The sequence below is a fragment of the Caulobacter sp. GW821-FHT09H08 genome (genome assembly GCF_059415885.1).
On record NZ_JBWKOC010000003.1, the window covers coordinates 137,854 to 158,448 of the forward strand.

The 20,595-nt window shown below is 68.5% G+C and carries 22 protein-coding genes and 1 pseudogene; 8 read left to right on the forward strand and 15 right to left on the reverse strand.

Translation table 11 applies throughout. The features are described 5' to 3' along the window. Positions 1-41: 41 nt before the first annotated feature. From AC07NN_RS10400 to rpoH, 3 genes are all read right to left on the reverse strand, one after another. Positions 42-2,330, reverse strand: coding sequence for a TonB-dependent receptor plug domain-containing protein (locus AC07NN_RS10400; RefSeq protein ID WP_494640385.1), 2,289 nt, complete (start codon positions 2,328-2,330; stop codon positions 42-44). Positions 2,331-2,453: 123 nt separating this feature from the next. After that, a complete protein-coding gene (locus AC07NN_RS10405) occupies positions 2,454-3,173 on the reverse strand; it encodes an alpha/beta fold hydrolase (RefSeq protein WP_494640387.1) in 720 nt (239 codons plus the stop codon). Positions 3,174-3,375: 202 nt separating this feature from the next. Then, entirely contained in the window at positions 3,376-4,263 is an 888-nt protein-coding gene (gene rpoH / locus AC07NN_RS10410; RefSeq protein ID WP_494640389.1) for an RNA polymerase sigma factor RpoH, read from the reverse strand. 217 nt (positions 4,264-4,480) lie between these two features. On the opposite strand from rpoH, the gene AC07NN_RS10415 reads away from it, so the two are divergent. From AC07NN_RS10415 to AC07NN_RS10425, 3 genes are all read left to right on the forward strand, one after another. Then, positions 4,481-4,840 (forward strand): phage holin family protein, encoded by a 360-nt coding sequence (locus AC07NN_RS10415; RefSeq protein WP_494640391.1) that lies wholly within the window; start codon positions 4,481-4,483, stop codon positions 4,838-4,840. A gap of 68 nt (positions 4,841-4,908) precedes the next feature. After that, positions 4,909-5,445, forward strand: a complete 537-nt coding sequence (locus AC07NN_RS10420; RefSeq protein WP_494640393.1) for a VOC family protein — start codon at positions 4,909-4,911, stop codon at positions 5,443-5,445. Continuing rightward, positions 5,445-6,083, forward strand: a complete 639-nt coding sequence (locus AC07NN_RS10425; protein ID WP_494640395.1) for a carboxymuconolactone decarboxylase family protein — start codon at positions 5,445-5,447, stop codon at positions 6,081-6,083. Before AC07NN_RS10420 ends, AC07NN_RS10425 begins: the two co-directional genes overlap by 1 nt. On the opposite strand, the gene AC07NN_RS10430 is transcribed toward AC07NN_RS10425, so the two are convergent. Next, positions 6,080-6,487, reverse strand: a complete 408-nt coding sequence (locus AC07NN_RS10430; RefSeq protein WP_494640397.1) for a glyoxalase superfamily protein — start codon at positions 6,485-6,487, stop codon at positions 6,080-6,082. The two genes, AC07NN_RS10425 and AC07NN_RS10430, sit on opposite strands and share 4 nt — an antisense overlap. 236 nt (positions 6,488-6,723) lie before the next feature. Between AC07NN_RS10430 and AC07NN_RS10435 the strand changes: the two genes are divergently transcribed. Continuing rightward, complete coding sequence (locus AC07NN_RS10435) at positions 6,724-8,532, forward strand: putative bifunctional diguanylate cyclase/phosphodiesterase (RefSeq protein ID WP_494640399.1); 1,809 nt, start codon at positions 6,724-6,726, stop codon at positions 8,530-8,532. A 1-nt stretch (position 8,533) separates the two neighbouring features. Here the strand turns inward: AC07NN_RS10435 and AC07NN_RS10440 are convergent, their stop codons facing one another. The 5 genes from AC07NN_RS10440 to AC07NN_RS10460 all read right to left on the reverse strand — a co-directional run bounded on the left by AC07NN_RS10440 (position 8,534) and on the right by AC07NN_RS10460 (position 11,886). After that, positions 8,534-8,944 carry a DUF2442 domain-containing protein gene (locus tag AC07NN_RS10440; protein WP_494640401.1) on the reverse strand — a complete coding sequence of 137 codons (411 nt, stop codon included), beginning with the start codon at positions 8,942-8,944 and terminating at the stop codon, positions 8,534-8,536. Next, positions 8,928-9,194 carry a DUF4160 domain-containing protein gene (locus AC07NN_RS10445; protein WP_494640403.1) on the reverse strand — a complete coding sequence of 89 codons (267 nt, stop codon included), beginning with the start codon at positions 9,192-9,194 and terminating at the stop codon, positions 8,928-8,930. The genes AC07NN_RS10440 and AC07NN_RS10445 overlap by 17 nt, the downstream gene beginning before the upstream one ends. Positions 9,195-9,288: 94 nt before the next feature. After that, a complete protein-coding gene (locus AC07NN_RS10450; protein ID WP_494640405.1) occupies positions 9,289-10,311 on the reverse strand; it encodes a threonine aldolase family protein in 1,023 nt (340 codons plus the stop codon). Between the two features lie 7 nt (positions 10,312-10,318). Continuing rightward, positions 10,319-10,726 (reverse strand): GFA family protein, encoded by a 408-nt coding sequence (locus AC07NN_RS10455; protein WP_494640407.1) that lies wholly within the window; start codon positions 10,724-10,726, stop codon positions 10,319-10,321. 20 nt (positions 10,727-10,746) lie between these two features. Further along, the gene (locus AC07NN_RS10460; RefSeq protein WP_494640409.1) at positions 10,747-11,886 is read right to left on the reverse strand and encodes an epoxide hydrolase family protein; all 1,140 of its coding nucleotides are present in this window, start codon (positions 11,884-11,886) and stop codon (positions 10,747-10,749) included. A gap of 93 nt (positions 11,887-11,979) precedes the next feature. Here AC07NN_RS10460 and AC07NN_RS10465 point away from each other — a divergent pair, with 93 nt between their 5' ends. After that, entirely contained in the window at positions 11,980-12,522 is a 543-nt protein-coding gene (locus AC07NN_RS10465) for an RNA 2'-phosphotransferase (protein ID WP_494640411.1), read from the forward strand. Here AC07NN_RS10465 and AC07NN_RS10470 read toward each other — a convergent pair. Beyond that, complete coding sequence (locus AC07NN_RS10470; RefSeq protein WP_494640413.1) at positions 12,519-13,415, reverse strand: EamA family transporter; 897 nt, start codon at positions 13,413-13,415, stop codon at positions 12,519-12,521. The genes AC07NN_RS10465 and AC07NN_RS10470 overlap by 4 nt on opposite strands. 95 nt (positions 13,416-13,510) lie before the next feature. Then, entirely contained in the window at positions 13,511-14,131 is a 621-nt protein-coding gene (locus AC07NN_RS10475; RefSeq protein WP_494640415.1) for a TetR/AcrR family transcriptional regulator, read from the reverse strand. A gap of 79 nt (positions 14,132-14,210) precedes the next feature. On the opposite strand from AC07NN_RS10475, the gene AC07NN_RS10480 reads away from it, so the two are divergent. Both AC07NN_RS10480 and AC07NN_RS10485 read left to right on the forward strand, forming a co-directional pair. Continuing rightward, positions 14,211-15,608, forward strand: a complete 1,398-nt coding sequence (locus tag AC07NN_RS10480; protein WP_494640417.1) for a carotenoid oxygenase family protein — start codon at positions 14,211-14,213, stop codon at positions 15,606-15,608. A gap of 206 nt (positions 15,609-15,814) precedes the next feature. Further along, positions 15,815-16,870 carry a DUF2855 family protein gene (locus AC07NN_RS10485; RefSeq protein WP_494640419.1) on the forward strand — a complete coding sequence of 352 codons (1,056 nt, stop codon included), beginning with the start codon at positions 15,815-15,817 and terminating at the stop codon, positions 16,868-16,870. A 21-nt stretch (positions 16,871-16,891) separates the two neighbouring features. Here the strand turns inward: AC07NN_RS10485 and AC07NN_RS10490 are convergent. Further along, positions 16,892-17,024: pseudogene (locus AC07NN_RS10490) on the reverse strand (hypothetical protein); the annotation flags it as partial. After that, entirely contained in the window at positions 17,020-17,724 is a 705-nt protein-coding gene (locus AC07NN_RS10495) for an ArsR/SmtB family transcription factor (RefSeq protein ID WP_494641848.1), read from the reverse strand. The gene AC07NN_RS10495 and the pseudogene AC07NN_RS10490, both read right to left, overlap by 5 nt. An 85-nt stretch (positions 17,725-17,809) precedes the next feature. On the opposite strand from AC07NN_RS10495, the gene AC07NN_RS10500 reads away from it, so the two are divergent. After that, positions 17,810-19,171, forward strand: coding sequence for an MFS transporter (locus AC07NN_RS10500; protein WP_494640421.1), 1,362 nt, complete (start codon positions 17,810-17,812; stop codon positions 19,169-19,171). A 93-nt stretch (positions 19,172-19,264) separates the two neighbouring features. On the opposite strand, the gene AC07NN_RS10505 is transcribed toward AC07NN_RS10500, so the two are convergent. After that, positions 19,265-19,696, reverse strand: coding sequence for a DUF6265 family protein (locus tag AC07NN_RS10505; RefSeq protein WP_494640423.1), 432 nt, complete (start codon positions 19,694-19,696; stop codon positions 19,265-19,267). Positions 19,697-19,772: 76 nt separating this feature from the next. Next, a complete protein-coding gene (locus AC07NN_RS10510; protein ID WP_494640424.1) occupies positions 19,773-20,588 on the reverse strand; it encodes a DUF6597 domain-containing transcriptional factor in 816 nt (271 codons plus the stop codon). Positions 20,589-20,595: the final 7 nt, after the last annotated feature.

The window sequence follows — 20,595 nt, forward strand, 5'->3', positions numbered from 1 at the left end:
CTCGCGGACGCCGCCTTCGTCGTTTCTGGGCCCGAAGGTCTCTAGAACGCCATGCGGGCGATCAGTTGGAACACCGGACCGGCCTTCTCGCGCTCCAGCTCGTACTCGTCGAAGCTACGACCGCGCTGGTTGGCGATGGTCGTGAACTTGTCGAAGGTCTCCTTCTTGTCGGAGTCGAGCAGGTTCGAGCCGGTCAGGCGCACGGTGGTGTTCTTGCCGATGCGCTTCTCGATGAAGGCCTCCAGGTCGCCGCCGTAGGTAGTGACGACTTCCTCGCCGACCACGCGGCTATAGGCCTGGCCTTGCTTGCGGTAGCTCATGCCGAAGGATACGCCGAAGGTCGGGATGTCCTGGATGAAGCCGAGGTTGAACACCGACTCCGCCTGGCTGTTGAACCGGCGCTTGCCGAACTCGTCGCTGACCTTGGAGTCCAGGTACGAGTAGTTCAGGAACACGCCGGTATTGTCCAGGCCGATGAACGACAGGGGCGTGGAGAGGTCGAACTCGATCCCGTAGACCTTGCCGTCGCCGGTGTTGCGGGCCGAATAGACCCAGGCGATGTCGTTCGGCGGATCGTCGGCCGAACCGCGGACGTTGGTGTTGTAGAGCTCGATCAGGTCCTTGATGTCGCGGTAGAACAGGTTGACCCCGAACACGCCGTCGCGGCCCATGCGGTGCTCGTAGCCGACGTCCAGACCCCAAGCCTTTTCCGGATTGATGTTCGGATTGCCGACGAAGTCGTTGGAGCCCAGCTCTTCCTCCAGCAGCACCGGCGACAGGTGCTGGAAGCTGGGGCGGCGCACCGTGCGGGCGACCGAGGCGTAAACCTGGTCGGCGCCGGTCACGCTGTAGCGCACCGAGGCCGACGGCAGCAGGACGGCGTAGTCCTTGTCTGTCTGTGCGCGCAGGACGAAGTCCTGGATCTTCACGTCGGTGGTCTCGTAGCGCAGGCCGGCTTCCCACTTCAGGCTATCGGCGCGGCCCGACAGCATGACGTACGGGTCGACGCGGGTCTGCTCCAGCCGCGCCTTGCCGACGATGTCGAACGGCTTGTAGGCGGGCGGCGTGGCGGCCGGCAGGTTGTAGCGGTTGCGCGGAACCTCCTGGACGCGGGAGTCGCGGCGCTTGCCTTCGTACTGGACGCCGAACTCCAGGTCGGTCCCGCCGGCCAGTTCGCGCTTGTGCTCCAGCTTGGCCGAGACCTCGTCGTCGCTGACGCGGGTCTTGGCGCGATCGCCGGTGAAGCGGTCGCCGTCCGGGAACGGGGTGGTGTCGCGCAGATATTCGGTCTCGTACTCGAACTCGTACTCGTCGGCCTGGAACGCCGCGTAGCCCAGCTTGATGCTGGTCACGCCGCCGGCCATCGGGAACTTGAACTTGCCGTTCAGCGAGTAGCTGTCCTGCTGGATGTCGACGTCGTTGTCGTTGATCGTCGACAGGTTGGCGTTCGAGACGACGCCCTTGTTGTACTCGATCGAGTCTTCGTTCTGGTAGCGGTCGGTGTGGACGTAGAAGCCGTTCACCGACAGCTGGCCTTCGCCGACCGGCACGTCGTAGGCGACGTTGAACGAGCTGTCGACGCCGTTACGGACGTCGGTCTGGATCTCGTTGTTGTTCAAGGCCGCGCCCGGCTTGTCGTAGCGCAGGCTGAGCTTTTCCTTCGGATTGTGGCGGCCCTGGACGTTGGCGCCGACCAGCAGGCGACCGGGGCCGACTTGGCCGCCCCACACGGCGCCGAGCACGCCGTGGACGCGCTTGTCGTCGAAGTGGAGGGCGCCGACGCGGACATAGCCGCCGTCCAGCGCCAGGGCGTCGCGCAGCACGATGTTCAGGGCGCCGGCGACGGCGTCGCCGCTGCGGTTGGCGCTGTTGCTACGGACGATCTCGATATGGTCGATCAGTTCGGCCGGGATGCGGTCGACGAAGAAGGCCTGGTCGGCGCCGTTGCCGAACGACCCCGAGCTGGAGCCCGAGCCGGGGACCTTCTCGCCGTTGATCAGGATTTGGGTGTAGGCCGGGTCGAGGCCGCGCAGGCGCACGCCGTCCGACTCCAGCACGTCCGACAGGAACGAGACGCTGGGCACGCGCTTGAGGGCGTCGCCGACGGTCAGGGGTTCGAAGCGCTGGAAGTAGTCAAGGCCGTAGTCGAGGACCGGCGCGGCCGACTCGGTACGGTTGCGATAGGCGATCTTGGCCTGGACCACGACTTCAGAGGCCAGGGTCGGCTCGTCGTTGGTGGCGATCGGCGCGTCGTCGGGCGCGGCGTGCGCGGCGGAGGCCAGGGCCAGCGGCGCGAGCGCCGCCAGCGCCAGGAGCGTGGTCTTCTTCATCGATATCCCCTTGTTGTGCCGCGCGCGTTTTGAGCAGGCGCGCTTGGACAGCCGGGGTCGGCATAGTTTCGCGAAGCGATGTTTCGCTGACAGTTTCGTCTCAGTTTTGTGGCGACCGGCCGGTCACCGCTTGCCGGCGGGCCTTTGCAGCCAGTGCCGCAGGGCGCCGTTGACCGGGCCGGGGGCTTCCATCGGCGTCATGTGGCCGGTGTCGGGGATGACCAGCAGGTGCGAGCAGCCGATCGCCTTGGCCATCTCGCGGTGGCCGGGGGCGGGGGTGATCTGGTCGTTCTCGCCGACGATGATGACCAGCGGCACGCGCAGGGCCCGCAGGGCGGCCTCGCCGTCCTCGCGCTCCAGGCTGTTCTGGCGCAGGAAGACCTCGCGGCCCAGGCGCTGGGTCATGTCGACGATGCGGGTGGTGAGATCCGTGTCGGACAGGTGCGAGGCGTCGACATAGGACTTCATGATCGCCTGGCCGATCCCCAGGAACGTCCCGCCCTTGGCGGCGGCCTTGTTCAGCGCCCTGCGCTGGGCGGCGCGCTCGGGGGTGTCGACGCGGATCGAGGTGTCCAGCAGGGCCAGGCGTTCGATGCGCTCCGGCGCGATCCGGGCGATCTCCTGGGCCACGTAGCCGCCCATCGAGAACCCGGCCAGGGCGAAGGTCGGCTCGGCCTGGGCGAGGACGCTGTCGGCCATCTCCTCCAGGGTGGCGTAGGGCGCGAGGTCGGGGACCCAGGGACGGGCGACGTCGGCCAGGCCGCTGACCTGGTCGCGCCACAGCTCGGCGTCGTTGAGCAGGCCGGGGAGCAGGATCAGTTGGGGCAGGGGGGCGGTGGTCATCTCGACCCTTCTAATCCCTTCTCCCCTTGCGGGAGAAGGTGTCAGCGTAGCTGACGGATGAGGGGTTGAAAGGCTCGTCCGGATAGCGGAGCGCGACCCCTCACCCGGCCTTCGGCCACCCTCTCCCGCAAGGGGAGAGGGAAAACGAAAAAAGGCGCTCCGAAGAGCGCCCCTTCCGTCTCACTCACGTGAGCGGTGTGCCTTAGGCATCCACCATGTTCTTGGCCACGGCGGCCTCGCGCATGGTCTTCTGCAGCTTCTCGAACGCCCGGACCTCGATCTGGCGCACGCGCTCGCGGCTGACGCCGTATTGGGCGGCCAGTTCTTCCAGGGTGGTCGGGTCGTCCTTCAGGCGGCGCTCGGTCAGGATGTGACGTTCGCGGTCGGTCAGCTCGACCATCGCTTCTTCCAGAAGCGACATCCGCAGCGACTTCTCCTCGTTCTCGGCGACGACGGTCTCTTGGCTGACCTGGTCGTCGTCGGCCAGCCAGTCCTGCCACTCGCTCTCGCCGTCCGTGCGCAGCGGCGCGTTCAGCGAGGCGTCGGGGCCCGACAGGCGGCGGTTCATCGAGATGACTTCGCTGTCCAGCACGCCCAGCTTGGTGGCGATCTGGCTGACCTGGTCAGGATGCAGGTCGCCTTCCTGGAAGGCGGCGATCTGGCTCTTGGCCTTGCGTAGGTTGAAGAACAGCTTCTTCTGCGCGGCGGTCGTGCCCATCTTCACCAGCGACCACGAGCGCAGGATGTATTCCTGGATCGAGGCGCGGATCCACCACATGGCGTAGGTCGCCAGGCGGAAGCCCTTCTCGGGTTCGAACTTCTTGACGGCCTGCATCAGGCCGACATTGCCTTCCGAGATCACTTCGCCGATCGGCAGGCCGTAGCCGCGATAGCCCATGGCGATCTTGGCCACGAGACGCAGGTGCGACGTCACCATCTTGTGGGCGGCGGCGGAGTCCTGATGCTCTTTCCAGCGTTGGGCGAGCATGAACTCCTCGTCCTTCGGCAGCATCGGGAACTTGCGGATCTCGGTGAGATAACGCGACAGGCCGCCGTCCGGCGACATCACCGATAGAGAATTCACGGCCATACTTCTTACATCCCCTTGCGTGCGGATCCGCTGCTCAAGTGCGCGCGATCATCCCTCACACGAGGGACTAGATAGGTCGCGAAGCTGCGGTTTGAAGAGCGGTAACGCATTTGTAATGTCCGAGTTGCCGGCTGGGATATTGTACGAATGAGGCGTCACTTTGCTCGGGCCCGCGCTTAGGCCACTCTCCGGTGAAATCCGAGGGGAGTCGCGCCGCATGATCCGTTTCATTCTCCGCATCCTGATCGCCGCTGGCGGCCTGTGGCTGGCCGCCCGTATCGTGCCCGGGGTGACGGCCGATGGCTTCACCACCCTGCTGATCGCGGGCTTCCTGCTGGGGATCGTCAACGCGATCGTCCGGCCGGTGGTCACCATCCTGACCTTCCCGCTGACCTTGATCACCCTGGGCCTGTTCCTGCTGGTGGTGAACGCGGCCATGATCGGCCTCGTGGCCTGGTTCCTGAAGGGACTGACGATTGATGGTCTCTGGGCGGGCATCCAGGTGGCGGTGGTCACCGGCATCGTCAGCTGGATTGGCCAGGCGCTGCTGGGCGACGCGAAACGGGAGCGGGAATAGGGCGACGTCGCGGCACGCTCGACGCCCCGCGCCATTGGCGTAACCTCGGTCTTCGGGAGGAAGCCGAGATGAAGATCACCGGCGTCAATCACCTGGCTCTGGTCTGCCGCGACATGGCCGAGACGGTGAAGTTCTATACCGAGGTGCTGCAGATGCCCCTCGTGAAGACCGTGGCCTTGCCCGACGGCGGCCAGCACTTTTTCTTCGACTGCGGGGGCGGGTCGTGCCTGGCCTTCTTCTGGTGGCCGGAAACGCCGCCGGCCGCGCCGGGCATCGCCTCGGTCAGGTCGTTCCCGGCGGATTCCAAGACCGCCGTCGGCTCGATGAACCACATCGCCTTCAATGTCGACGAGGCCGACCTCGAGGCCTGCCTGGAGCGTCTGCAGGCGGCGGGCGTGCCGGCCTTCCCGATGGTGGTCAATCACGACGACAGCGAGATGGGCGTGGCGCGCAAGCTTCACCCCGGCGTCTTCGTCCGCTCAGTCTATTTCACCGACCCCAACGGGGTGATGATGGAGCTGGCCGCCTTCACCCGCGACTTCGGTCCCGAGGACGTCAAGCACGCGCCGGCCGGCGCCTCGAAACCCGTGGCGGTGGACGCCTGATGCCGCGCCTTCGCGAGATCCCCCGCGCCGAGGTCACCGATGAGCGGACGCTGAAGCTCTACCAACTGCTGTTCGGCGACCGCGATCCGGTGGCCGAGCCTGGCACCGACACCGGCACTCGGGGCGACTGGTGGACGGTGTTCGCGGGCAGCCCCGACGTGCTGAAGCACGCCGCCCAGGGCTTCGCCCTCTATCGCGACCCGGCCCGCAAGATCGATCCGGTGCTGCGCGAGCTGGCCCAGACCCGGGCCGGCTGGACGCGGGGCAGCCAGTTCGTGTTCTCCCAGCACTGCAAGTCGCTGCGTGGCCTGGGCGTGGCCGAGGCCAAGATCGCCGCTGTGCCGCACTGGCAGGTGTCCGAGGTCTTCGACGCCCACGAGCGCGCGGTGCTGGCCTATGCCGATGGTCTGGTGCTGGACGGCGGCCGGATCGCCGACGGGGTGTTCGCGGCGCTGAAGGCGTTCCTGTCGGACGAGCAGATCCTGGAGCTGACCTACATCACCTGCCTCTACGAGATGCATGCGGTGATGAGCCGGGCGCTGCGCACCGAGTTCGACGATCGCGACGAGCCGATCGTCGAGGTCGCCGCGCCGGAGAATTTCAAGGCGCGGGACTTCATGGATACGGGCCGCAGCTAGGCGGCGCTGAACTCCACGAACGAGATCACGTTGCCGTCGGGGTCGCGGACGTGAAAATCCAGCCCACCCCAGGTCTGGCGCCTCAGGCGTTGCGGGAAGTCGACGCCGCGCGCCTCGAACTCGGCGAACAGCGCCTCGACCCCGGCGACCTGGAGCGTGGCCAGGATCAGGGACTCTTCACTCCGAGCCAGCGCGACGAAGTTGGGTGCGTGCACGAAACGCAGATGCAGGCAGGCGCCGCCACGCGACACCGCGCCATAGAACGGCGGCTGGCCGTGCAGGAAGTCGACCGTGAAGGCCAACTTGTCGCGATAGAAGGCCGCGGCGGCGGGCACGTCGCGACTGAACAGGATCGGCGTGGCGGCGCCGACCTCGGGCGCCGTGGATGTCTTCGCGTCGGCCATGCTTGCAGGATAGGGCGCGGGCGCCCGCCGGTGTCAACGAATGGCCGCCGGCGACATCGTTCCAGTGACTTCCTAGGTCAAGGATTTCACGCGCTGAACGTTAGCGAAGTAAACGTCCCAGAAAACACTGTGACAGCGCCATGAAGTTTTCGCGAAATGAAGCGTCGCAAGCGCGGCTATTAGCACGTCGTTAGCGCTGGAAATGATCCCTCCCTTCCGCGAGTGGAGGCGTAATCATGTTGACCCTGCGAGACACCGTCTCGTCCCTGGCGCCGGCGCGCCAAGACGACCTGGGCAAGGCCCTGTATGAGCGGTTCCGCGAGGAGCCCGACACGCTGATCGTGCCGGTGCTCGATAACGAGGACCGCCCGATCGGCATCGTCGAGCGCAACGCCTTCTTCCTGCGGATGGCCGCCGAGTATGGCCGCGCCCTCTACGCCAACCGCCCGATCTCGACCCTGATGGACCGCGAGCCGCTGGTCGTCGACGCCGACACCGAGCTGGCCGCGTTCACCACCGACAGCCTGTCCTACCGGGCCTCGGACCTGCTGCGCGGCTTCATTGTCACCGAGGACGAGCGCTATCTGGGCGTCGGCACGGTGCTGGGGCTGTTGCAGGCGTCGAACGAGACCAATCGCCGGGGCGTGGCCCAGATCGCGCGCCTGGCCCACTACGATCCGCTGACCGAGCTGCCCAACCGCGTACTGTTCCAGCAGCACCTGTCCGAGGCGCTGGCCCGCCGGGCGCGCAAGGGCGACCAGCTGGCGGTGCACTTCATCGACCTGGATCGCTTCAAGACCGTCAACGACACCCTGGGCCACCCGCTGGGCGACGCCCTGCTGCGCGAGGCCGGCGAGCGCCTGCGTGGCTGCGTGCGCGAAGGCGACACCGTCGCCCGCCTGGGCGGCGACGAGTTCGCGGTGGTCCAGGCCGGCCTGTCGGACATGACCGGGGCTACGCGCCTGGCCGCCCGCATCGTCGAGGCGATGGCCGCGCCGTTCGACCTGCAAGGCCATCACGTGGTGATCGGCGCCAGCGTCGGCGTCTCGGCCGCCCCCTCGGACGGGGAGGACGCCGACGAGCTTCTGAAGAAGGCCGACATGGCCCTCTATCGCGCCAAGGCCGACGGTCGCGGCGCCTTCCACTTCTTCGAACGCGCCATGGACGAGCAGCTCCAGGCCCGTCGCGCCCTGGAGCTGGACCTGCGCCGCGCCCTGCAGGCCGGCGAGTTCGAGCTGTTCTATCAGCCGCTCTACAATCTCGGCGACGAACGGGTCACGGGCTGCGAGGCCCTGCTGCGCTGGCGTCACCCCGACCGGGGCATGGTTTCGCCGGCGGACTTCATCCCGCTGGCCGAGGAAATCGGCCTGATCGTCCCGCTGGGCGAATGGGTGCTGCGCAACGCCTGCGCCGAGGCGGCCCAGTGGCCCGATCACGTGCGCTTGGCCGTGAACCTGTCGCCGGCCCAGTTCCGCGACCGGGGCCTGGTGCGCACCGTCGTCTCGGCCCTGGCCGCCTCGGGCCTGCCGGCCCAGCGCCTGGAGCTGGAGATCACCGAGTCGGTGCTGCTCCAGGACAGCCAGGCCAACATGCAGATGCTGCACGACCTGAAGGCCCTGGGCGTGCGCATCTCGATGGACGACTTCGGCACGGGCTACAGCTCGCTGAGCTATCTGCGCAGCTTCCCGTTCGACAAGATCAAGATCGACCAGACCTTCGTCCGCGACATCCTGGAAGACAGCGACGCCATGGCCATCATCAAGGCCGTTCTGGACCTGGGCTCGTCGATGGGCATCGTCACCACGGCCGAGGGCGTCGAGACCCTGGAGCAGCTCAACGCCTTGCGCGGCCAGGGCTGCGCCGAGATCCAGGGCTATTTCATCAGCCGGCCGGCGCCTGCGGCGGAGATCGCCCGGCTGCTTGGAATTACCGAGACGTCGGCGAGCGCGGCGGCGGCGCCTGTGATCACCTTCTCCCATGGGGAGAAGGTGGGACCCGCGCCGCAGGCGTGGGAGAGCGAGGGGTTACAGCGGCTGGAGGCCTAGCTCAGCTGGCCTTCCTGGGGCGGCCGCCTAGCTTGCCATTGGTTCGGGCGGCTGCCGACTTGCGTTCGCTGCGCGCTAGGCCGCCTTCGCGTCCCAGACTGGCCGCCATCCAGACCTTCGAGCCGAACACGCCCTCGACCAGGGCGGGGATGTAGAGATCGGCGTCGATCATCGGGAAATAGAGGCCCGTTCCGCCGCCGACGACCTCGATCTCCTTCAGCTGAACCGAGGTCGCGCCCTGCAATGCCTGCGCGAGGCGAGGCGGGAAACTGAAGATGGCGCCATTCGCGAGCGCGATTTCGACCAGGCCTCGGGCGGAATCGTAGCGAGCGGCCACGGCCTGCGGCTGCTCAGCCTTCAGGGCCTTGCCGCGTATGGTGGCCGCGTCGATGTCCTCATCGGTAATCGCCATGGATACGCCTCCACTCCGCGCAGAGCAGGGCGAGGCTGGCCTCGACCTGCTCGATGATCGGCCTCAACTCGCGCCCCGTGAAGCCGTGGTTCTCGCGAATGGCCACGGGGCCATGCGCGGGAGCGTCATCGTTGCAGTTCAACAGCAAGACCGCAGCTTGATCTGCCCCGACAACGTGGACGTGGCTTGGCCGGTGGTCTTCCGAATAGATGACGATCCGGTTCGCACCGTGACGCAGCAGAGTGACCATAGGAGACTATCAAAAACCCAAGGGTTTGGGAATTGAATGACGGCCTCAACTTATGGGTGATAATTTCGCGACACAAGCGCTTTGGGGGAGTGCCCTAAGCCACCCGCTTCAGCGCCGCGCCCAGGTCCTCGACCATCTCCGGCGTCGTGGCCCAGGAGCACATGAAGCGCACGGTCCCGTCGAGGAAGCGGTAGACGAACCAGCCTTCGCCGCGCAGGCGTTCCAGGGTGGGTTCGTCCATCTCGACGAAGATGCCGTTGGCCTCGACTGGGTGCTTGATTTCGAAGGGCATCAGCGCCGCCAGTTTCTGCGCCATGGCGTTGGCGTGCGCGGCGCGAGCGGCCCACGGCCCAGTCGAACCGTCATCGCCCAGCAGGCCCAACCACGGAGCGGCCAGGAAGCGGCCCTTGGAGATCAGCTGGCCGGCATGCTTAAGCCGCGCGTCCAGGCGGCGGGCGTGGTCGGGATTGAGGAACACCACGGCCTCGGTCGGGGTCGAGCCGGCCTTGGTGCCGCCCACGACTAGGATATCGACGCCCATCTTGTGGACGCTCTTCAGGTCGAAGCCGGCGGCCACGGCGTTGGCCAGGCGCGCGCCGTCCAGGTGGACGCCGTAGCCCTTGGCCTTCACCGGCGCGATCAGGCTCTCCAGCTGGGCTTGCGAATAAACCGTGCCGTATTCGGTGGCGGTGGTCAGCGACAGGGCGTTGGCCGGCTGGTTGTAGGAGACCTCCGGCCGGGCCAGGGCCGCTTCAAGCGCCGAAAGCTCGATCCGCCCCGACGCGCCCGGCAGGCCGATCAGGCCGACGCCCTGGCCGAAGAAGCCGGGGGCGCCGGTCTCGTCGGTGCAGATGTGGGCGTGCTCGTGGGCCAGAACCGCCTCGTGCGGTTGGGCCAGCAAGGTCAGGGCGAAGGCGTTGGCGGCCGTGCCCGAGGCGGTGAACCGCACCTCGGCGTCGGCGTCCAGCAGGGCGCGGATGCGGTCGGCCGCCGCCTTGCTGACATGGTCGGTCCCGTAGCCGGAGGCCGTGCCCGCATTGGCGGCGACCAGGGCCTCGATCACCTCGGGCATGGCGCCCGCCACGTTGTCGGAAGCGAAGTCGTAGCGGGCGGCCATCAAGTCCTCAGCGCGGCGGATTCTCGGGGAAGGCCGGACGGCCAGGCTCGATGCGATGCCACGGCTGGGCCGCGCTCGTCCAGAGATGGATTTGCGGCTCCAGGAACGACGGATCGTCCAGGCTGCCCGCCTTGACCGGCAGGAAGGGCAGGGCCGCTTCCGACCACAGCGGCGTGCCGCAGTCGCCGCAGAAGGCGCGGGCCACGTCGGCGCCGCTGCCGCCCGGGCTGACATAGCGCTTGGGTTCGCCCTTGGTGATCGTGAAGCCCGCCTTAGAGGCCAGGGCCACGTAGTTGGGACCGCCGCCGGTCGAGTACTGGCACGCCCGACAGTGGCAGGCGCCCGAGCCCATCAGGTCCTCGGTGATCTCATAGCGGATGGCGCCGCACTGGCAGCCGCCTTCGAGCTTGCTCATGTCTCTCTCCCCGGTGGGCTTCAGGTCTGGCGAGCCCACTCGCGCACATCCTGCACGAAGAGCGCCGGCTCCTCCATCGCCGCGAAGTGACCGCCGCGAGGCTGGTCGGTCCAGCGGACGATATTGTAGGCGCGATCGGCCCACGAGCGGGGCGGGGGCTTGTAGATGCTCTCGCCCGGGAAGTTGGCGAAGGCGGTCGGGGTCTCACAGCGCTGGCCCTGCGCCAGGACCGGGCCGCCTTCCTCCAGCAGGGCGCGGTAGTACCAGGCGCCGGTCGTGAAACTGCCGGTCATCACGTAGAGCATCAGGTTGGTCAGCAGCTGGTCGCGGGTGAACACCTGCTCGAAGGGCCTGGCCGACAGGTCCGCCCAGTCGTGGAAGCGCTCCAGGATCCATGCGGCCTGGCCGAGGGGGTTGTTGGCGCCGAGCCAGGCGACCGACTGGGGCTTGCTGGCCTGCAGCCGGAAATAGGCGCCCCACAGATCCATCTGGGCGCCGAAGCCGGTGATCCAGGCGACCTCCTCGGGCGTGGTCGGCGAGCCGGCCGGGCGCAGGCCGATCATGTTGAGATGGATGGCCTTCACATGCGCGGCGTGGTCCAGGCCCAGCCAAGAGGTGACCAGCCCGCCCCAGTCGCCGCCCTGGGCCAGGTAGGTCGGATAGCCCAGCACCTCGACCATCAACTTGTCGAACAGCCGCGCGGTGGCCCGCTGGCCCAGCGGCCGCTTCGGTTTTCCGGAGAAGCCGAAGCCCGGCAGTGACGGGATCACCAGGTCGAAGGCGTCGGCTGGATCGCCGCCGTGGCGCGACGGGAAAGCCAGGGGTTCGATGGCGTCCCAGAACTCGAAGTGACTGCCGGGCCAGCCGTGGCTGATCAGCAGCGGTCGCTTGCCTTGCGCCTCGCCGACGACGTGGACGAAGTGGATTTCGAGGTCGTCGATGGTCGCTGTGAACTGCGGGAAGCGATTGAGGTTCGCCTGCGCCGCCGCGATGTCGAAACCGTCGGTCCAGTAGGCGCAGAGATCCTTCAGGTAATCGGCGTCGCAGCCATAGGCCCAACCGCCGCCTTCGGGCGCGGGCGGGAACTCATAGGCGCGGATCTGGGCCAGGACCTTGTCGATCTGCTCGCGGGTCCAGTTCACCTCGAACGGCGTCGGCATGCGGGCCTCCCTTGTTGTTGGGGCGAGCGTCGGTCGGGTTACGCGAGGGCGGTCAAGTCTTGGTCGCGGCTGCCGTTCTGGTAGAGCTGCGGCATGAGCAAGCTTCACGACGAAACAAGCAAGTTCCTCAGCTACGTGCTGCGCCACGCGCCCGAGACGATCGGCCTGTCCCTGGATCGCGAGGGCTGGGCCGAGGTCGAGGCCCTGATCGCCGGCGCGGCGGGCGAGGGGCGAGCCCTGGACGCCGAGCTGATCCGCGCGGTGGTGGACGGCAACGCCAAGAAGCGGTTCGCGCTGTCGGAGGACGGCCTCAGGATCCGCGCGGTCCAGGGACACTCGACGGAAACGGTTGCGATCGCCCGTGAGGCCGTGACGCCGCCGGACGTTCTGTTCCACGGGACCGCTACGCGCTTCCTGGACACCATCCTGGCGGAGGGGCTCAAGCCCGGTTCACGTCATCAGGTCCACCTCTCGGCGGACGAGGCGACGGCCGTCGCGGTCGGTCAGCGCCACGGCAAGCCCGTCGTCTTGAAGGTCGATGCGGGCGCCATGCACCGACAGGGGCGAGTCTTCCACCAGGCGGACAACGGCGTGTGGCTGACCGACGCCGTGCCGCCGGAGTTCCTGAGCCGCTAGGCCGCCACGGCGAACCGCGCCCGCACCTTCGGCCACAGCATGTTCACCGCCAGGCCGGTCAGCACCAGGGCCGCGGCGATCAGCTTCCAGGCCGGCAGGCCCTCGCCCAGCAGCAGGGCCGAGGCGCCCATGCCGAACACGGGCACCAGCAGCGCCATCGGCGTCACCGTGGCGGCCGGGTGCCTCGCCAGCAGCCAGCCCCAGGCGGCGTAGCCGAACATGGTGTTGCCCACGGCCTGCCAGGCGACGGCGGCCCAGGTCACGGCGTCGGCGCTGGTGACGCCCTTGACGATGGCCGGCCAGCCTTCCAGCCACAGCGACATGAGAAACAGCGGCGGGATCGAGAACAGGCTGGCCCAGACGACATAGCCCAGCATGTTCACCGCCCCGGCCTGGCGCGCGACGATGTTGCCGCCCGACCAGCTGGCCGCCGCCAGCAGCACCAGCAGTACGCCCAGCGGCGTCGCCGCGCCGCCGCCGTGCGCGGCGATCAGCACGATGCCCGAGGCGGCCAGCAGCAGGGCGGCGATCTGGAACCCTTGGATCCGTTCCTTGCTGATCTGCATGGCCATGCCGATGGTGAAGAACACCTGGGTCTGCACGACCAGTGAGGCCAGGCCCGGCGAGATGTGGCCTTTCATGGCCACGAACAGCAGGCCGAACTGCCCCGCCCCGATCAGCACGCCATAGGCCGCCAGATTGGCCCAGGACACCGCCGGCTTCTTCACGAAGAAGGCCATCGGGACCAGCACCAGGCAGAAGCGCAAGGTGGCGAACAGCAGCGGCGGCAGGTGGTTCAGGCCGATGCGGATGACCACGAAATTGGTGCCCCACACCGCCACCACGGCCAGGGCCAGCAGGAAGTGGCGCAAGGGCAGGGGGGCGTTGGTCATGACCGTTCCGATCGCAAGCGGGACTGATCATCTGGACTTGAGCCCTCGGGTCGGCGCTCGCAACGGAAACATTGTTCCCATGACAATACAGGGACCTAGCGGCCCCCGGTCGCCGGGACCCCAATCCCCAGACCCTTGACCACGGTCTGGAAGAGGAGCGCCCGCAGCCTGGTCGGGTCGACGGTGGGCGAGAGCTTGTCGGTCAGCTGCAGCATCAGCGTCCCGTGCAGCACCGACCAGAAGAGGTGGCCGATCAGCTCGGCGTCGCCTTCCAGCAGGCCCGCCTTGATCATCGCCTCGACGTGAATGGTCATGGTGCGGCGAGCGCGGACGATGGCGTCCTGCAGCTCTGGATAGTCGCCCTCGGTCGGCTGGTTGAGGTCGAACATCAGGCGGTAGGCCTGGGGCTCGGCCAGGGCGAAGGCGATATAGGCCTCGCCGGCGTTGCGCGAGCGGTGCAGCGGATCGGCGGGCTCGGCCAGGGCGCTTTCCAGCTTGGCGGCGAAGCGGGCGAAGGCCGCCGCGCGCACGGCCGCCAGGATCGCGTCCTTGTCCTTGAAGTAGCGGTAGGGGGTCATCGGGCTGACGCCCAGGGCCTGGGCCAGCTCTCGCATGGTCACCGCCTCGATGCCGTGCTGGGCGAACAGCTTTTCGGCCGCCTCGCACAGGCGATTGCGGAACGCTTCGACATCTTCGGACGACAGGACGCGGGGCACTCGAGAATCCCGGTTGACTCGACAAATCGCTTACAGCATAAATTTACAACGTAAACAATCGGCCATTGAGGAAGCGATCATGGACGGCGATGTGCGGATCAATCCGTTTCTCTCGGGCAATTTCGCGCCGGTGCGCAGCGAGGACGATTTCGCGCTGGAGGTCTGGGGCGAGCTGCCGGCGGGCCTGAAGGGCACGCTCTATCGCAACGGCCCCAACCCGCAGTTCGACCCGCGCGACGCCAACTACCACTGGTTCGTCGGCGATGGCATGCTGCACGCCTTCACCGTGGCGGACGGCAAGGTCGGCTATCGCAACCGCTGGGTCCGCACCAACAAGTGGACGCTGGAGAACACCGCCGGCCAGGCTCTGTTCGGCAGCTGGGGCAATCCGATGACTACCGACCCGTCGGTGCTGGGCGTGGTCAGCGAGGGCGCGGCCAACACTAACATCATCCAGCACGGCGGCCACCTGCTGGCGCTGGAAGAGGCCCACGCGCCGTTCGAGATGAGCGGTCCCGGCCTCGACACGCTGGGCCAGTACGACCTGGGCGGCAAGGTCACGGCCCACCCCAAGACCTGCGCGATCACCGGCGAGCTCGTCTTCTTCGCCTATGCCGACGACCCGATGCCGCTGTCGAACAAGGTCAGCTGGGGCTTGGCTGACAAGGACGGCAAGCTGCTCAAGCGCGAGACCTTCGAGGCGCCGTACTGCTCGATGATCCACGACTGCATCGTCACCGAGCACTACATCGTCATCCCGGTCCTGCCACTGACCGGCAGCCTGCAGCGGGCGATGAGCGGCAAGCCCGCCTTCGCCTGGGAGCCTGAGCTGAGCGGTCACCTGGCGGTGATCCCGCGCGCCCAGGGCGTGGCCGGTCTGCGCTGGATCGAGATTCCGGCCTGCTACATCTTCCACGTCATGAACGCCTTCGAGCAGGCCCATGGGGAGAACGTCGCCATCGTCGCGGACGTCATGCGCTATGCGTCCGCGCCGCTGTTCCCCAACGCTGACGGGACCAAGGGCGAGAACGCCGCCGCCTATCTGACGCGCTGGACCATCGACCTGGAGGCCGGCGCGGTCACCGAGGTCGCGCTCGACGACACCGCCGGCGAGTTCCCGCGCTTCGACGAGCGCTTCGCCAGCATGCCCTATCGCCACGGCTGGTTCGTCGGCCAGAGCCTGAAGCCGGGCGACTTCCGCTCGAACATCGTCGCCCATGTCGATCTGGCCGACGGGACCCGCAAGACCTGGACCGTGCCGCAAGGCGACGCGCTCGGCGAGGCCGTGTTCATCCACGCCGGCCCGGACGCCGCCGAGGGTGAGGGCTGGCTGATGGCGGTGATCTACCGCCAGGCCGAGGACGTCTCGGAGTTCGTGGTCTTCGACGCCCAGAAGGTGGAGCAGGGTCCGATCGCCGGCGCCAAGGTTCCTCGGCGGGTGCCGTTCGGGTTCCACGGGCAGTGGGTGAACGGCTGAGGGCTTCCTTCTCCCCTTGCGGGAGAAGGTGTCAGCAAAGCTGACGGATGAGGGGTTGAAAAGCCTGTCGGTAAGGCCCGTGCGACCCCTCACCCGACCCACTCCGTGGGCCACCCTCTCCCGCAAGGGGAGAGGGGTAAAACGCTCGTTTGACTTCGAGCCGCCGCTCACGCCTACTCCCGCCCAATCAACCTAGGGAGCCGCCCATGGCCTGGGATTTCGTCGTCGCTCGCAACGACCTGCGCAGCTCGGAATTCCTCGACGCGGAACTCCCGCCGCTGAACGACGGCGAGGTGCGGCTGGCGATCGAGAGCTTCGCCCTGACGGCCAACAACATCACCTACGCGGTGTTCGGCGAGATGATGCGGTACTGGGACTTCTTCCCCGGGCCGGACGGCTTCGGGCGCGTGCCGGTCTGGGGCCATGCGCGGGTCGAGGCCTCGGCGCATCCGGACATCGCGGTGGGGCAGCGGTTCTATGGCTACTGGCCGATGTCGACCCACCTGACCGTGCAGGCCAAGCCCGGCCGCAGCGGCTTCGTCGATATCGCGCCGCATCGCCAGCACCTGGCGGTGGTCTACAACCAGTATCTGGCGGTCGGGGCTGATGACGGCCTCGAAGCCCATCGCGCGCTGCTGCAACCGCTGTTCATCACCGCTTTCCTGATCGACGACCAGTTCGACGAGAACGGCTTCTACGGCGCGGCGAGCGTGATCCTGTCCAGCGCCTCGTCCAAGACGGCCATCGCCCTGGCGGCGCTGCTGAAGAAGCGGGGCGGGGTGAAGGTCGTGGGGCTGACCTCGCCGAGGAACAAGGCGTTCGTCGAGGCGCTCGGGTTCTACGATCAGGTGGTGCTCTACGACGACCTGGCGACCGCGCCGATCGAGGGGCCGGCGGCGTTCGTGGACTTCGCGGGCGACGCGGCGGTGCTGGGCGGCGTGCACAACCGGTTCGGTGATGAGCTCAAGGCCTCGATCCTGGTCGGCGGCACCCACTGGGAGGCCCCGCGCGGCGGTGGCGAACTGCCCGGGCCGAAGCCGGCCTTCTTCTTCGCCCCGGACCGTCGGGCCAAGCGCCTGCAGGATTGGGCGCCGGGCGAGTTCGAGGCGCGGTATGGCGCGGCCTGGGACGCGTTCGTGGCCGATGCGCCGCGGTGGCTGAAGGTCGAGGAAAGCCAGGGGCAGGCGGCCATGCAGGTGGCATATCTGGCGCAGGTGGATGGCGGCACGGCGGCGGATGTGGGCGTCGTGCTGCGGCCTTAGGGCCTAAGAGCGCCCCCTTCGTCACGGCGCGTATCCGCGCCGCGCCACCTCCCCCGTTTCACGGGGCAGGAGGGAGCAGCTGAACCTTCCTGCCCCGCTTGCGGGGGAGGTGGATCGCTGCGTTACGCAGCGAGACGGAGGGGGCGCTTTTACGCCGCCACGCGCCCCTCATCCTCCAGGCTCACCCCCAACCGGTCTCGCAGCGCCTTGGCGCCCTCGATGGTCAGCCGCACCGCGCGGCCTTTCGCCTCCAGCGCCAGCCACCCCCGCGCGCTCATGGCCTCCAGCAGCTTCACGCCCAGCGGTCCGGCCAGGTGATGCCGCCGCTCGGTCCAGTCCAGGCATTGCCTTGCGACCCCGCGTGGCGAGCGCAGGGCCGACACCTCGACGCCGAGGTCCTCGAACCAGCGACCACCCTCCGGCGTCACGTCGTAGAGCTTGCCTTCCACCGGCCGGATCAGGTCGCGGTCGACGAGGGCCTCGCAGACCTTGACCCCCAACCGTCCCGCCAGATGCCCGTAGCAACACCGCGCATCGCGCAAGGCCCGCGCCTTGGGTGATCTCGGAACCTCCAGCGAGCGCACCGGCGTCGCCAGCACCGACAGGGCTTCGATGGCGTGGGAGACCTCGGCCGAGGCCAGGCGGTAGTAGCGGTGCCGCCCCTCGCGCTCGACCGCCAGCAGGCCGCCGTCGACCAGCTTGGCCAGGTGGTTGCTGGCGGCCTGGGCTGTGACGCCGGCCGCCCAGGCCAGTGCGCTGGCGGGCTGGGCGCGGCCGTCCTGCAGGGCCTGCAGCATGGCCGCGCGGGTCGGGTCGCCGATCAGGGCGGCGGGGGTGGCGATATTGGCGTCCATGGTCCACATCCTAGCCCAGGCGGCGGCAGAATGGTTCAGCGGCGCGTGTAGCATCGCGACGTCGAGGCGGGGCAAGTCGAAGACCATGAGCACCGCATCCTCCGCTTCCCGATTGCCGTTGATCACGGCCGCCGCCAGCTTCGGCTTCTTCGTCACCCAACTGGATGTGACCATCGTCAATGTCGCGCTGGACGCGATCGGCAAGGCGTTCGACGCCCCCACCGCCCAGCTGCAATGGGTGGTCGACGCCTACATCCTCGCGCTCGCGGCCATGTTGCTATCGGCGGGGGCCATTGGCGATCGAGTCGGACCGCGCCGGGCCTTCGTGGCCGGGCTGGCGCTGTTCGGCCTGACCTCCGCTGCCTGCGGCTTCGCGGACAGTCCGCTGGCCCTGATCCTGGCCCGCGCGGCGCAAGGGGCGGCCGGGGCGTTGCTAATCCCGCCGTCGCTCGCCTTGATCGCCCACGCGGCGCACGGCGACGACCGCAAGCGCGCCTCGGCCGTGGGCTGGTGGACGGCGGCCGGCGGGGTGTCGATCGCCGCCGGCCCGATCCTGGGCGGCCTGCTGGTCGAGACCCTGGGCTGGCGCTGGGTGTTCTTCGTCAACCTGCCGGTCTGCGCGCTGGGCGCTGTGCTGACCCTGCTGGTGGTTCCGCCCACCCAGGCCAAGCCCAAGGTGCCGTTCGACATTCCCGGCCAGCTTCTCGCCGTCGCCGCCGTCACCCTGGTGGTCGGCGGGCTGATCGAGGGCGCGCATCGCAGCTGGAGCGCTGGAACCCTGGCGGCCCTGGTCGCGGGCCTCGTCCTGGCCGTCGCCTTCGTGCAGTTCGAGCGCCGCGCAGCGCATCCGGCCATGCCGCTGGACGCCTTCGAGCGCCGTCCGGCCTGGACGGCGGTGGTCGTCGGCTCGGCGCTGAACTTCGCCTATTACGGCATGATCTTCGTGCTCAGCCTCTACATGCTGCGGGTCCTGCACTGGACGCCGGGCAAGGCCGGGATCGCGTTCCTGCCGCTGACGGCGACCTTCATCGTCTCGAACTTGACGAGCGGCGGCCTGGTGGCGCGGTTCGGGGCCAAGGCCGTGACGACGGCCGGCGTGCTGATCGCCGCCAGCGGCTACGCGCTGACGGCGCGGCTGGGCGTGGGCAGTGGGCTGGCCGAGATGATCCCGGGCTTTGCCCTGATCCCCGCCGGCATGGGCCTGGCGGTTCCGGCCCTGACCAGCGGCCTGCTGGCCAGCGTCGATCGCCATGACGCCGGCGCGGCCTCCGGAACCCTCAACGCCTGTCGCCAGGCGGCCGGCGCGGCCGGGGTGGCGATCTGCGGGGCGGTGGCCGGGCTGGACATCGTGACCGGGCTACTGGTGTCCGGGCTCGGCGCGGCGATGCTGCTGGTGGGGATGGTTCTGATCATCCTTCTCCCCTTGCGGGAGAAGGTGTCAGCGTAGCTGACGGATGAGGGGTTGCACGGCGCCGCCAGCGCGACCCCTCACCCGACCCGCTTCGCGGGCCACCCTCTCCCGCAAGGGGAGAGGGAGTTTTCAGCACCCCGCCTTGGCCGCCGGCAGGAAGCGCCAGCTGGGACCCTTGCCGGCTTCGTCGCTGATCTGGGCGACCAGGGCCTCACCGTCGCGGCGGTAGGTGATGCGCTTGGGGAAGTCGTGCTTGAGGTTCTCGAACACCACTTCGCTCGGACCCGTCGACTTGATCAGGAAGGTCGTGGCCGGTCGGCCGTCGGGGCTGGCGATGTAGGCCCAACCCTCCGGCGTCGCCGCCACGCGCAGGTGCTCGAAGCTGGCGCGCTTGGCCGTGCGGGTCAGGTTGACGCCGACCATCAGGCCGTTGGCCGGGCCCAGCCAGTGTTCCTCGATGACATTCTTGCCGGCGCACAGCTTCCAGTCGCCCGCCATCCAGGCGAGGTCGGGCGCGGGCGTGGCGGTCGAGAGCAGGGCGGCTGTGAGGACGGCGATCATCGGGGTCTCCTTGGCGGTCCGGTAGCCTAGCCAGGCGCCCCAAGCCCCCGCTTGTAGGTTTGCGACAGCCGACCGCTCAGGCCGTGGCTAGGCTCAGGGCCAGGCCCTCGTCGCCGGACAGGAAGGCGGCCGGCGAGATGCCGACGAAGCGGCGAAACTCGCGGCTCATCTGGGCCTGGTCGAAATAGCCGGCGGCCAGCGAGGCCTCCGCCAGGTCCTCCGCGCCCTCGCGCAGCGCGGCCGTGATCCGGCGCACCCGCATCACGCCGCGCAGCAGCCGGGGCGAGACCCCGACCACGTCCAGGAACTGACGCTGCAGCATCCGCAGCGGCAGGCCCGAGGCCTCGGCCAGCTGCTCGGCCTCGACGCGACCTTCCTGGCGGTCCAGCAGTTCGACGGCGGCGGTGATGGCCGGCAGGACGGGCAGCGCCGGCGCACCGGACAGGACCTCGGCGACATAGGCCTCGACCACGGCCAGCGGATCGTCGGCCGTCTCGACGGCGGCCAGCAGGGCGCGAGCGCGGTCCTCGCCGTGCAGGTCCGAGAGCGCCACGCGGCGGTCGGTCAGCAGATGTATCGGCCGGCCCACAAACCGCCGCGCGCCCGCCGGGTGGAACCGCACCGCCACCAGCCGTCCCGCGCCGCGCGAGCGCAGGTGCAGCGGTCGGGTCAGCTGGCCGGCGAACAGGGGCGTGGGCTGGGCGGTCCAGACTTGGCCGGAACCAAGTTCGGCGTGCGAGGCGCCCAAGTGGACAACCAGTTCGGGGCAGCCGTCGGGGACGATGCGCTGGACCTCTTCTGGCCCATCCTCGCGGTCATAGCGCCAGAGACAGGCGACCTCTCCGGCCAGCTCGGCGCGTGGCGCGCGCTCGACATAGGGCGACTGGTCCATCGTTCCC